At 50.8% G+C, this 13038-nt stretch carries 12 protein-coding genes and 1 tRNA gene; 5 read left to right on the top strand and 8 right to left on the bottom strand.

The features are described from left to right. Nucleotides 1-407: 407 nt before the first annotated feature. The 6 genes from OGY01_RS16630 to aspA all read right to left on the bottom strand — a co-directional run bounded on the left by OGY01_RS16630 (nucleotide 408) and on the right by aspA (nucleotide 6306). Nucleotides 408-483, bottom strand: a tRNA-Phe gene (locus OGY01_RS16630). A 203-nt stretch (nucleotides 484-686) separates the two neighbouring features. Then, on the bottom strand, nucleotides 687-1262 hold the full coding sequence (locus tag OGY01_RS16635) for a transcriptional regulator (protein ID WP_048222352.1): 576 nt from the start codon (nucleotides 1260-1262) through the stop codon (nucleotides 687-689). A 35-nt stretch (nucleotides 1263-1297) separates the two neighbouring features. Then, nucleotides 1298-3001, bottom strand: a complete 1704-nt coding sequence (locus OGY01_RS16640) for a protein-disulfide reductase DsbD (protein WP_286493404.1) — start codon at nucleotides 2999-3001, stop codon at nucleotides 1298-1300. Beyond that, nucleotides 2977-3324: a divalent cation tolerance protein CutA gene (gene cutA, locus OGY01_RS16645; protein ID WP_045438833.1), complete on the bottom strand. Its 348-nt coding sequence runs from the start codon at nucleotides 3322-3324 to the stop codon at nucleotides 2977-2979. Before cutA ends, OGY01_RS16640 begins: the two co-directional genes overlap by 25 nt. Nucleotides 3325-3452: 128 nt before the next feature. Beyond that, complete coding sequence (locus tag OGY01_RS16650; protein WP_045438837.1) at nucleotides 3453-4754, bottom strand: anaerobic C4-dicarboxylate transporter; 1302 nt, start codon at nucleotides 4752-4754, stop codon at nucleotides 3453-3455. A 115-nt stretch (nucleotides 4755-4869) separates the two neighbouring features. Further along, nucleotides 4870-6306, bottom strand: coding sequence for an aspartate ammonia-lyase (gene aspA, locus OGY01_RS16655; RefSeq protein WP_040232935.1), 1437 nt, complete (start codon nucleotides 6304-6306; stop codon nucleotides 4870-4872). 337 nt (nucleotides 6307-6643) lie between these two features. Between aspA and OGY01_RS16660 the strand changes: the two genes are divergently transcribed. Beyond that, complete coding sequence (locus OGY01_RS16660) at nucleotides 6644-7123, top strand: FxsA family protein (RefSeq protein WP_286493405.1); 480 nt, start codon at nucleotides 6644-6646, stop codon at nucleotides 7121-7123. A 32-nt stretch (nucleotides 7124-7155) separates the two neighbouring features. Here the strand turns inward: OGY01_RS16660 and yjeH are convergent, their stop codons facing one another. After that, nucleotides 7156-8403, bottom strand: a complete 1248-nt coding sequence (gene yjeH, locus OGY01_RS16665; RefSeq protein WP_200013317.1) for an L-methionine/branched-chain amino acid transporter — start codon at nucleotides 8401-8403, stop codon at nucleotides 7156-7158. Nucleotides 8404-8681: 278 nt separating this feature from the next. Here yjeH and OGY01_RS16670 point away from each other — a divergent pair, with 278 nt between their 5' ends. The 3 genes from OGY01_RS16670 to OGY01_RS16680 all read left to right on the top strand — a co-directional run bounded on the left by OGY01_RS16670 (nucleotide 8682) and on the right by OGY01_RS16680 (nucleotide 11271). After that, nucleotides 8682-8975 carry a co-chaperone GroES gene (locus tag OGY01_RS16670; RefSeq protein WP_000027827.1) on the top strand — a complete coding sequence of 98 codons (294 nt, stop codon included), beginning with the start codon at nucleotides 8682-8684 and terminating at the stop codon, nucleotides 8973-8975. A gap of 43 nt (nucleotides 8976-9018) precedes the next feature. Beyond that, nucleotides 9019-10665 (top strand): chaperonin GroEL, encoded by a 1647-nt coding sequence (gene groL / locus OGY01_RS16675; protein WP_045438854.1) that lies wholly within the window; start codon nucleotides 9019-9021, stop codon nucleotides 10663-10665. A 252-nt stretch (nucleotides 10666-10917) separates the two neighbouring features. Continuing rightward, complete coding sequence (locus tag OGY01_RS16680) at nucleotides 10918-11271, top strand: DUF4156 domain-containing protein (RefSeq protein WP_045438856.1); 354 nt, start codon at nucleotides 10918-10920, stop codon at nucleotides 11269-11271. A gap of 99 nt (nucleotides 11272-11370) precedes the next feature. On the opposite strand, the gene epmB is transcribed toward OGY01_RS16680, so the two are convergent. Then, nucleotides 11371-12399 (bottom strand): EF-P beta-lysylation protein EpmB, encoded by a 1029-nt coding sequence (epmB, locus tag OGY01_RS16685; RefSeq protein ID WP_286493406.1) that lies wholly within the window; start codon nucleotides 12397-12399, stop codon nucleotides 11371-11373. A gap of 41 nt (nucleotides 12400-12440) precedes the next feature. Between epmB and efp the strand changes: the two genes are divergently transcribed. Further along, nucleotides 12441-13007 (top strand): elongation factor P, encoded by a 567-nt coding sequence (efp, locus tag OGY01_RS16690; RefSeq protein ID WP_005120972.1) that lies wholly within the window; start codon nucleotides 12441-12443, stop codon nucleotides 13005-13007. Nucleotides 13008-13038 lie beyond the last annotated feature (31 nt).

The following is a 13038-nucleotide window of genomic DNA, read 5'->3' on the forward strand; positions in this document are numbered from 1 at the left end:
ATCAAACCAGTGAAGAAGCCCATCCTGCCGGATGGGCTTTTTTGCGTCTGCGGACTGCAGGAAATACTGCCGTCCGGCACTGTTTTGCCCCTCTTTATCCCGACGGGATCGATAAAGCCGTCTCTTTTCCTCTACCGTACTACCCTACAGACAGATATCAGTGCGCGTAAATACACATATCTTTCTGATACCCGTCATGTATGTACCCGTATTGCTGTACAGGGACAGTTACACTTGTTTTTATAGATCTCTACAGCTGCTTATCATGTTGTACGGTAACTGTATCGGCTAAGTTTGCGCGTTAGTTGCGCTGGTTGAAGGGGGAAGCATGGCGTGTTGATGACGGATAAATATCAGGGATATGCTGAAAAGCAAAAACCCAGCCATAGGCTGGGTTCTTTAAATAGTGGTGCCCGGACTCGGAATCGAACCAAGGACACGGGGATTTTCAATCCCCTGCTCTACCGACTGAGCTATCCGGGCAACGGGGCGCATTAAACCGTATTCACGTCTGCCAGTCAATCAAATTTCAGGAAAAGCTGTTCAACCGCTTAATATTACGGCAATCTGTGCGTTTTTGCCTGAAGTTTGCACAAATCCACCGGTCTGATGCGATTTAAACCGTGTCTGCACTTTTTTCCCAATGCGCAATACCCGTTTATTTCATCGTGGACAGGAATGCACGCTTAAGTCAGCGCACCACCCTGACGGCATTGGGCGAAGCGCAGGATATCTTCAGCCAGGCGGTGTGCCGTTTCCACGTCCGCATGGCTACGATTGACCAGCATGCGGCTGAGACAGCCTTCCAGCACCAGCTCCATCTGCCTGGCAACCATCGCCGGGTCGTCAACTTCCAGCATAGTCAGCAGTTCGTGGGTAAAGTCATGTGCCGCTTTTTTTTGCTGTCCAGCTAACTGATGGATAGGATGCTCTGGGTCGGGGTAAAACGTACAGGCAGCAATGAACAGGCAGCCTGGATAGCGATTGTTGCTCACGCATTCGGCAAGGGCGTTGTAGCGTGCCAGGAGTTTCTGCTCAGCACTCAGGGTATCATCCAGCAGAAGCTGACGTCGCCAGATATCCACTCGTTGACTGAGGTAACGTAGCGCGTCATACAAAATGGCTTCTTTATCGGGCCAAAAACGCTGTAGCTCATCAAGGGGATAATCAATGTGTTCAGCCACCATTTCCAGCGTGGTATTGGCTATACCTTGAACCTCAAGTAATTTCAGGGCTTCTCCCAGGACATCTTCACGTTGCACGGTATTCTCCTCCGTTTTCCTTTTGCAAGTGTTGCTCACGGTTGGTGATTGTGCAAATGCGCACTGAAGGTTGCGGCATCCATAAAGCCGGTAACGCGGGCGTCCGGATGTTCTTTACCCTGCGCATCAAAAAACAAGATCGTTGGCAATCCTAATACCTGTAGATGTTTTAGCAGAGCGATATCCTGCGCACTGTTTGCTGTGACATCTGCTTGCAACAGTACCGTATTGCCTAAGGCTTGTTGAACCTGCGGATTACTGAAGGTGTACTTCTCAAATTCTTTACAGGCAACGCACCAGTCGGCGTACAGATCCAACATGACCGGGCGACCTTTAGCTTGCTCCAGAGCCTGATTTAATTCCTCCACCGATGCTACTTTAGTGAAGTTCAAATGTGTCTGAGTTTGCGCATGTGGAGCACCAAACGTCCAGTCCTGTAACGGACGCACGCTCACCAGAGCGCCAGCTAACAGAATAATTTGGACGATACGCATCCACGTACGCTTCGCCTGTAGACTGGTGATAAATGCCCAGCCAAAGAATGCGACGCCCAGCAGTGACCATAAGCGTATTCCCCACTCGTCGCCGGTAATGCGTTCAAGCAAAAATATGGGGAGCGCAAGGATGACAAACCCAAAGGCTGTTTTAACATGTTCCATCCATGGGCCGCTTTTGGGCAGAAGTCGGTTACCAAATACGGTAATTAGCATCAGGGGTAACCCCATCCCCAGTGCATACAGGTACAACGTGCCGCCTCCCAGCCACATGTTTCCGCTCTGGGCGATGTAAAGCAAAATTGCGCTCAGTGGTGCGGTGGTGCAAGGAGAACAGATCAGCCCTGCAATCGCTCCCATCGCAAGCACGCTTCCGGGAGAGCCGCCTTGCTGGCGATTGCTCATCAGCGTGAGCCGCGTTTGCAGTGAAGAAGGTAGCTGCAGCGTGAACAGACCAAACATCGACAGAGCCAGCAGTGTAAAGATGACGGCAAGGCCAATCAGTACATAAGGATGCTGTAGTGCAGCCTGGAACTGTAGGCCTGCCGCTGCAACGACCAGACCCAGCGCGGTGTAGGTGAGCGCCATTCCCTGCACGTAGATGAAGGTCAGCAGCAGCGCTCTCCCGGTTGATAAGCGTTGCTTCCCACCCAGTACTATGCCGGATATCAGCGGATACATCGGTAGTACGCAAGGCGTAAAGGCGATGCCAATTCCGATCAACAATGCCCACAGGGCGGAAAAGGGAAGCTCGGTCTCTGGCTCTGGCTGTGATTTTTCTTCCGGCAATACCGTGACTGGTGTTGTATCTGTAAGAGCGACAACTTCGCTTAACGGTATGGTTTTGGTCTCCGGCGGATAGCAAAATCCGGCGTCGGCACAACCCTGATAAGTGACCGTGATTGTAGCGCCAGATGTGGCCTGATTTACCGTAACCGGAATGTTCAACTGCTGGCGGTAAATTTCACTCTTGCCGTAAAACTCATCTTCATGCCAAATACCTGGCGGTAGTTTTACTTCGGCAATACTGGCCTGAGATGGCGTAATGCTTACCTGTTTACGATAGAGATAGTAGCCGTCCTTGACCTGCCAGGAGAGGTTCAGGTCGTGTTGGTTTTGCTGGAAATCAAAAACAAATGCCCGATCGGCAGGGACGAACTGCGAGCGGCCAGGCGAGTCGAATAATCCGGCAAAGGTGGATGTGCTGCACAGCAGCAGGATCAGCGTAAGGATGCGTTGAGCCATGAGCGGTAATCAAAGTCTCCATGAGTGACGGGTAAAACCAGAAGCTCAGGGGTTTGGTACGGGTGATGAGACTTCAGGCAATCGAGAAGGGCTTGCTGATGCGTTACTGCGGTTTTTAAAATCATCTGGACTTCATATTCCTGCTCAAGCTTGCCTTCCCAATAATAGAGGGAGGTCGCGCCAGGCAGAAGTGTTACGCAGGCGGCCAGTTTTTCAGCCAGCACTTTAGCGGCCAGATCCTGGGCTGTTGCTTCGTCCGGGGCGGTGCAGAGCACCACAACGGTATCGGGGATGGGGATATCCTGACTCTTTACATCAAGCATAAACACCTCGAAAGAACAGAGTAACCAGCAAGAGAAGGGTCACTATACAACGGACGAGGGAAGGATGTTAGTTAAAGCGAGGTGAGGGGAAAGAACTGCAGGGCGCTTGCACGCCCTGCAGGTAAAACTTAAAGCATGAAGCTGCCCAGCAAGAAGCCGAAGCAAACCGCCAGAACCACACCCAGAGTACCAGGGATGAAGAACGGATGGTTAAAGACGAATTTACCGATGCGGGTTGTACCGGTGTCATCCATCTGAACCGCAGCAACCAGCGTTGGGTAAGTTGGCAGAATGAACAGGCCAGAAACGGCGGCGAAAGATGCTACAGCCGTCAGCGGAGAAACGTTCAGTGCCAGAGCCATCGGCATCAGTGCTTTAGCCGTTGCTGCCTGAGAGTACAGCAGTGCAGAAGCAAAGAAGAAGATGACGGCCAGCAGCCACGGATGACCCTGAATCACGCTACCTGCAGTATCTTTGATCCAGTCGATGTTGTGAGATACGAAGGTATCACCCAGCCATGCCACACCCAGGATACAAATACAGGCGCTCATACCGGCTTTGAAGGTACTGGAGTTCAGGATGGCGTCAGTTTCAACGCGGCAGATAATCGTGGTCAGCGTCGCGACGCTCAGCATGATGATCAGGATTGCGTTAGTGGTGTTCATCAGCGGTTTAGCGACCAGGCCGAGGCTTGGGCTGTTGACGATGGCATAAACGACTACGCAAACTACACCCAGCAGGAACAACCATACGGAGGTCTTCGCACCTGCTTTGATTTCAACTTGTCTTTCGCCGCGCAGTTCGACCAAACCTTCTTCCAGACGTTTACGGTAAACCGGGTCGTCAGACAGTTTGGAGTTGAACAGTGCGGTGATCAGGAAAGACATCACCAGAACCGCCAGCAGGGTGGATGGAATGACCACAGACAGCAGGTGGATGTAGCTGATTCCATGACCTTCCATTACGGAAGACATATAAACCACGGCTGCGGAGATAGGTGATGCGGTAATCGCAATCTGTGCAGAAACCACCGCAGTAGACAGAGGACGGCAAGGTTTGATCCCTTGTTCCTTCGCCACTTCAGCGATAACCGGCAGCGTTGCCAGAGAGATGTTGCCTGTACCAGCAAAGATAGTCAGGAAATAGGTCACGATAGGAGCAAGGATCGTGATGTATTTCGGGTTTTTGCGCAGCAGTTTTTCAGTCTGATGAACCAGATAGTCCAGACCACCGGCAATCTGCATGGCTGAAATGGCTGCGATAACCGCCATGATAATGGAAATAACGTCGAACGGAATTGTACCCGGTTTTACGCCGATAGCGGCGAGAACCAGAACACCCAGCCCACCTGCGAATCCAATACCGATACCCCCAAGTCTGGCACCCAAAAAGATTGCCAGCAAAACGATGATAAGTTCTAAAACTATCATATTAGCCTTCCTTGTTGTTTAACAAGTTGATATTAAATTGTTGTTTTTAAGTAACTTCGAGTAAGAAAAAAGGCACGTCATCATGACGTGCCTTCTCTGGTACTACCCTACACGATTACTGTTCGCTTTCATCAGTATAACGTTTTGCTTTATAAGCAGGGTGCATCAGGTTTTGTGCAGAGAAGATATCGTCCAGTTCTGCTTCGGTCAACAGGCCGCGCTCCAGGACAACTTCACGTACGCTCTTACCTGTTTCGGCACAAATTTTACCGACGATGTCGCCGTTGTGGTGACCGATGAACGGGTTGAGGTAGGTGACGATACCGATGGAGTTGTATACGAATGCTTCACACACTTCTTTGTTAGCGGTGATGCCGCTAACGCATTTTTCCAGCAGGTTGTAGCAAGCGTTGCTCAGAATATGGATAGATTCGAACATTGCCTGGCCGATTACCGGTTCCATTACGTTCAGCTGCAGCTGACCTGCTTCAGACGCCATGGTGACGGTGACATCGTTACCGATGACTTTAAAGCATACCTGGTTTACGACTTCCGGAACAACCGGGTTCACTTTTGCCGGCATGATGGAAGAGCCAGCCTGCAGTTCCGGCAGGTTGATCTCGTTCAGACCAGCACGTGGGCCAGAGGAGAGCAAACGCAGGTCGTTACAGATTTTGGACATCTTCACAGCCAGACGTTTCAGTGCACTATGCACCATAACGTATGCGCCGCAGTCGGAGGTTGCTTCAATCAGGTCTTCAGCCGGAACGCAGGCAAAACCAGTAACTTCAGCCAGTTTTTGCACTGCCAGCGGAGAGTACTCTTTCGGTGTGTTCAGACCAGTACCGATTGCTGTTGCGCCGAGGTTAACTTCCAGCAGCAGCTCTGCGGTACGACCAATGTTTTTCACTTCTTCTTTCAGCAGTACGCTGAAAGCACGGAATTCCTGACCGAGGGTCATCGGTACAGCATCCTGCAACTGGGTACGGCCCATTTTCAGGATGTCCTGGAATTCAACGGCTTTTTGTTCGAAGCCTTCGCGCAACTGGTTCAGAGCATCAATCAGTTTGATGATAGATGCGTAAACAGCGATACGGAAACCGGTCGGATAAGCGTCGTTGGTGGACTGACATTTGTTCACGTGGTCGTTCGGGTTCAGGTACTGATATTCACCTTTCTGGTGACCCATCAGTTCCAGACCGATATTGGCCAGCACTTCGTTGGTATTCATGTTGACGGAGGTACCCGCACCGCCCTGGTAAACGTCTACCGGGAACTGATCCATGCATTTTCCGTTATTCAGGACTTCATCACACGCCGCGATAATGGCATTTGCCACACTCTTAGGAATGGTTTGCAGCTCTTTGTTGGCCAGGGCCGCTGCCTTTTTAACCATTACCATACCGCGAACAAATTCAGGAATATCACTGATTTTGTTATTGCTAATGTAGAAGTTTTCAATCGCTCTCAGAGTATGAACACCGTAGTAGGCGTCCGCTGGAACTTCCCTGGTACCCAACAAATCTTCTTCGATACGAATGTTGTTTAACATGTGAACCTTCTTTTTCAAGCTGCCAATGATTTTACTAAACACACAGGATATATGTGATTTCGATTGTTTCTCGACCGACGATTATCCCCTGCATCGGTCTGATACCCGAGATCATATGCTGCTTCAGGATTTCTACCGTAATCTGGATCACTTAAAGTGTGGAATTTACCCCTTATTTATTATTATGTGAAATAGATCACCCCTTTAGGATTAATACCAAATATAAGTGTACAAACAGCTTGAAATTTTGCTAACGACCTCAACATCTGACTAATGCGAGTCGCACAACCATTCAGACAGGCGTTGCGAAAACGGCTGTTATTTACAGGAGAGTCCTTTGCGCTGGATACCATTACTTGCCATCTTTCTTTATGTTTACATTGAGATTTCTATCTTTATCCAGGTCGCCCATGTGTTAGGCGTTCTGATGACCCTGCTCCTGGTTATCTTCACTTCGGTCATCGGGATGTCGCTGGTACGCAACCAAGGGTTCAAGAATTTTCTGCTGATGCAGCAAAAGATGGCGGCAGGTGAAAGCCCCGCTGCAGAAATGATTAAAAGCGTGTCGCTGATTATTGCTGGCTTGCTGCTGGTGCTTCCTGGCTTCTTCACCGACTTCCTTGGTCTTCTTCTTTTATTACCTCCTGTACAGAAGCATCTGACCATGAAGCTCCTGCCGCACCTGCGTTTTTCTCGTATGCCTGGTGGCGCTTTTGGCGCCGGAACCGGCGGTGGTGAGACGTTTGACGGGGAATTTCAACGCAAAGACGACGATCGCAACCGCCTTGACCATAAAGACGATGATCGTCGGGATTAACTCTCTGAAATGATCGCCCGGTAGCGCTAAGCTTACCGGGCCTCAGCCTGCTTCCGCTTGGGTAAAAACAGCCACAGTGCTGCCAGCATAATCAACGCATACATACTCTTCCAACCGACCATAGCCAGCAACAGCAGGCACAGCAGACAACCAATAACCGCTAAAGCGCGATAGTGTCCTTTCAGTAATCGACATCCTGCCAGCATGCACAGTAGATAGATCATAATAAAGATGCCGTTAGCGTAGACGATTAATGCGTCGAGATTGATTTGCAGCACATAAATGCACAATGTACTGACCACGCAGCAGCCCAACACTGCGTTCAGCGCATTGCGCGGAAGATGACGAGGGGACAGGCGAGCCAGATAGTGGTCCGGTTTATATTGTGCTTGTGACCACACCAGTCTGGCGAAACTCTGAATATAAATATTCAGGCTGGCAAAACAGGCCAGATAACCAATGACACAGGCTATCCACAGCGCTTGCACGCCAAACAGCTGCACGACAATTTCGGGCAGTGAAGCCGCCGCAGCCATCTGCTCACCGTAAGCACCGAAATGGAGTACTACCACCGTACACGCCCAGTAAACGGTACCGGCCAGCAGCAGGCCTGTCATCAGCGCGCGCGGGAAATCTCTCTCGGGGTTTTTGAATTCGGACGCCAGGTGTGCAAACGCTTCAAGGCCGACAAAACACCAGAACATTACCGACAGCGCCGCGAACAATCCGGGAAGTTCAATGTGACTGACAGAAGGGAAGGGGATTTCGCCCGGCCTTAGCTCTCCAGCCCACCAGATAGCGACAATAAGAGCAACAATCAGCCCGGCAATCACCGTTTGCAGGTTAGCGCTGGAGCTGGCACCGCGTGAACCGATGTACCACACCAGGACCAACGTACCGAGTTCTGCCAGCAACAGTTGCCAACCATGCCAGCCAAACATCGCCTGACCGAATCCGGCAGCAATATGGAGTGCAGCAGGGAGGCCAACGGGAATAACCGATAAAAATAGCCAGCCGGTGACGCGTTCCAGACGTGGGCCAAAAGCCATTCCGACGAAATGCGCCACACCACCCGCGCTGGGGAAATGGCGACCGAGTACGGCAAAGACAATGGCGATGGGAAAGACTAAAACGATGAGAACTGGCCATGCCCACAGGCTGTTATTGCCAGCGACTAACGCGGCCAGTGCGGGAACGGCAAATACGCCCGTACCGAGTAATGATGTCGATAACAAGCCGATACCCTGAGCCAGCCCCAGTTCTTGTTTCAGTCCACTCATAATTAGTTATTGTCCGGTTATGCCTGAAAGTCAGGCAACTACGCAGTTTTTCGATGTTATCACAATCGGATTTGCTTATGACGAGATGGCAGAAATCGTTATGAAATGTGAGGTGCGTCGGTGTTTTGACGGGATTTTATCCTGATATAAATTTTTTTTCGCTTGCCCCCTTGAAGGCACAAATTCTCATCCCCATCTCTCTGGGCACTAGCCGGGAAACCGTTTACGGGCCGGCGTCACCCATAACTGATAAAGACTTTCTCAAAGGAGAGCTATCAATGAGTATTCGTCCGTTACATGATCGTGTGATCGTCAAACGTAAAGAAGTTGAATCCAAATCTGCTGGCGGCATCGTACTGACCGGTTCTGCAGCGGGTAAATCAACTCGTGGCGAAATCATCGCTGTCGGTAAGGGTCGCATCCTGGACAACGGTACTGTACAGCCGCTGGACGTAAAAGTCGGCGATATCGTAATTTTCAACGATGGCTACGGTGTTAAATCTGAGAAGATCGACAATGAAGAAGTGTTGATCATGTCTGAAAGCGACATTCTGGCGATTGTTGAAGCTTAATCCGCGAACGACACTGAACATACGAATTTAAGGGAAAGAGAAAATGGCAGCTAAAGACGTAAAATTCGGTAACGACGCTCGTGTGAAAATGCTGCGCGGCGTAAACGTACTGGCAGACGCAGTGAAAGTTACCCTCGGCCCGAAAGGTCGTAACGTAGTTCTGGATAAATCTTTCGGTGCACCAACCATTACTAAAGATGGTGTTTCTGTAGCACGTGAAATCGAGCTGGAAGACAAGTTCGAAAACATGGGCGCACAGATGGTGAAAGAAGTTGCCTCTAAAGCGAACGACGCTGCAGGCGACGGTACCACCACCGCGACCGTTCTGGCTCAGTCTATCATCACTGAAGGCCTGAAAGCTGTTGCTGCGGGTATGAACCCGATGGATCTGAAACGTGGTATCGACAAAGCTGTTGCTGCTGCGGTTGAAGAGCTGAAAGCACTGTCCGTACCGTGCTCCGACTCTAAAGCTATTGCTCAGGTTGGTACTATTTCCGCTAACTCCGACGAAACCGTAGGTAAGCTGATCGCAGAAGCGATGGATAAAGTCGGTAAAGAAGGCGTGATCACCGTTGAAGACGGTACCGGTCTGCAGGACGAACTGGACGTGGTTGAAGGTATGCAGTTTGACCGCGGCTACCTGTCCCCTTACTTCATCAACAAGCCGGAAACAGGTGCTGTAGAGCTGGAAAGCCCGTTCATCCTGCTGGCTGATAAGAAAATCTCCAACATCCGCGAAATGCTGCCGGTTCTGGAAGCCGTTGCTAAAGCTGGCAAACCGCTGCTGATCATCGCTGAAGATGTTGAAGGCGAAGCATTGGCTACGCTGGTTGTGAACACCATGCGTGGTATCGTGAAAGTGGCTGCAGTTAAAGCTCCTGGCTTCGGCGATCGCCGTAAAGCGATGCTGCAGGATATCGCTACTCTGACTGGTGGTACCGTTATCTCTGAAGAGATCGGTATGGAACTGGAAAAAGCGACCCTGGAAGACCTGGGCCAGGCAAAACGCGTTGTGATCAACAAAGACACCACCACCATCATTGATGGCGTGGGTGAAGAAGCGGCAATCCAGGGTCGTGTGACTCAGATTCGCCAGCAGATCGAAGAAGCAACTTCCGACTACGACCGTGAAAAACTGCAGGAGCGCGTAGCGAAACTGGCAGGCGGTGTTGCAGTTATCAAAGTAGGTGCTGCTACCGAAGTTGAAATGAAAGAGAAGAAAGCACGCGTTGAAGATGCCCTGCACGCTACCCGTGCTGCGGTAGAAGAAGGTGTTGTTGCTGGTGGTGGCGTAGCGCTGATTCGCGTAGCGTCCAAACTGAGCGAACTGCGTGGCCAGAACGAAGACCAGAACGTGGGTATCAAAGTTGCGCTGCGCGCAATGGAAGCTCCGCTGCGTCAGATCGTTCTGAACTGCGGTGAAGAGCCGTCTGTTGTGGCTAACACTGTGAAAGCAGGCGACGGTAACTACGGTTACAACGCTGCAACTGAAGAATACGGCAACATGATCGACATGGGTATTCTGGATCCGACCAAAGTAACCCGTTCTGCTCTGCAGTACGCGGCTTCTGTTGCGGGTCTGATGATCACCACCGAGTGCATGGTTACCGACCTGCCGAAAGGCGATGCGCCTGACTTAGGTGCTGCTGGTGGAATGGGCGGCATGGGTGGAATGGGCGGCATGATGTAATTGCCCACACCCTGCATCCTTCAGGTTGCAGATGTGTTGGCTGCGTTTGCTAACCCCTGTTGCTTACTCTAGTAAGCTCCCGGGGATAAACAAACTTGCCGCCTTGCTGCAACCAGAATGATTTGGGTGTTCATCTCCCATAAATGAAAAACCCCCAGACAGAAATGTCCGGGGGTTTTTCTTTTGGTCATCTTTTTAGTATATGATTCAGCTACGGACAAAAGGTCCAGCTCATTGATTATGGGGAATAACATGCACGTGAAATATTTAGCAGGGATCGTTGGTGCCGCGCTACTGATGGCGGGTTGTAGCTCCAGCAACGAACTGAGTTCAGCCGGACAAAGCGTACGCTTTGTCGAAGAGAAGCCAGGCGCAGAGTGTCAACTGGTTGGTACTGCGACCGGTAAACAAAGCAACTGGCTTTCTGGTCAGCATGGCGAAGAAGGTGGCTCTATGCGCGGTGCGGCAAATGACCTGCGTAACCAGGCTGCGGCAATGGGCGGTAACGTGATTTATGGTGTCAGCAGCCCATCGCAAGGGATGCTATCCAGTTTTGTCCCGACTGCCAGTGAGATGATTGGTCAGGTTTATAAGTGCCCTAACTGATAAACGCTGGCGTTGCCGGATGGCGACGCTAAAGCGTCTTATCAGGCCTACAGGTGCAAGTGACCGTAGGCCTGATAAGCGAAGCCTCGACGGGTATTATCAGTTTTGTCGTAATTGCAAATCCAGCGGTGTCTTGCTTGGCTCCCCGCCAATTTCGCGTGCCAGTTTGGGCACCATATAACCTGACACCAGCGTCAACAGTTCGCGCATGATTTGCCGCGCTTCATCGTCACTGACTATAAAGTGGGCAGCTCCCTGTACCTTATCCAGTACGTGCAGGTAATAAGGCATCACTCCCGCATCAAACAGTGCATTGCTGAGATCGGCCAGCGTTTGCGCGTTATCATTTACACCACGCAACAATACGCTTTGGTTGAGCAGCGTGACGTTCGCTTTGCGCAATCGGGTCATCGCCTGGCGAAATTCTTCATCGATTTCGTTAGCGTGGTTAATATGATTTACCAGCAGAACTTGCAGACGTGATTGTTCGAACCGGGTTGCCAGCTTTTCCGTGATACGTGCCGGGATAACAATCGGCAGACGGCTGTGAATACGCAGACGTTTTATATGCGAAATGGCTTCCAGTTGCGTTAGCAACCAGTCCAGTTCATGATCCTTGGCCATTAGCGGATCGCCACCAGAAAAGATAATTTCATCGAGTTCCGGGTGGCTGGCGATGTAATCTAATGCGACCTGCCAGTTACGCTTATTCCCTTGATTATCGGCATAAGGGAAATGGCGACGGAAACAGTAGCGGCAGTTTACCGCGCAGCCGCCTTTTACCAGCAGTAACGCCCGATTGCGGTATTTATGCAGCAATCCTGGCACGACGCTGTGTTGTTCATCCAGCGGGTCAGTAGAGAATCCAGGTGCGGCGACGAATTCATCCTGTGAGGTGAGTACCTGACGCAGCAGGGGATCGTTGGGGTTACCTTTCTCCATACGAGCGATAAACGATCGCGGTACGCGTAGAGCAAAAAGACGTTTTGCCTCGCGACCTGCGAGCAAGTTTTCATCTGCGTCTATATTCAAAAGACGTAATAGTTCATCCGGATCGGTGAGAACATCGGCAAGTTGTACTAACCAATCTTCTCTGGATGGGGTGTTTAGGGTTACAATATGCGCCATTTTGTGGCTTAGCTACCAGTTAACAATTTTCAGAGGGCCTTATGGCGACTTACTATAGCAACGATTTTCGTGCCGGTCTTAAAATCATGATGGACGGCGAACCTTATGCGGTTGAAGCCAGTGAATTCGTTAAACCGGGTAAAGGCCAGGCTTTCGCGCGCGTTAAGCTGCGCCGCCTGCTGACCGGTACTCGTGTAGAGAAAACTTTCAAATCTACTGACTCCGCTGAAGGCGCAGACGTTGTAGATATGAACCTGACTTACCTGTACAACGATGGTGAATTCTACCATTTCATGAACAACTCTACTTTCGAACAGCTTGCAGCTGACGCGAAAGCGGTAGGTGACAGCGCTAAATGGTTGCTGGATCAGGCTGAGTGCATCGTGACCCTGTGGAATGGTCAGCCTATCTCTGTGACCCCGCCGAACTTCGTTGAGCTGGAAATCATCGAAACTGATCCAGGTCTGAAAGGCGACACCGCAGGTACTGGTGGCAAACCGGCTACTCTGTCCACTGGTGCTGTAGTTAAAGTTCCGCTGTTCGTACAGATCGGCGAAGTGATCAAAGTGGATACGCGTTCAGGCGAATACGTTTCCCGCGTTAAGTAATACATCCTATTTGATCTATGGCGCAGATTGC

The sequence above is a fragment of the Citrobacter sp. Cm038 genome, from assembly GCF_030333105.1.
GTDB classification, from domain to species: Bacteria; Pseudomonadota; Gammaproteobacteria; order Enterobacterales; family Enterobacteriaceae; genus Citrobacter; species Citrobacter murliniae.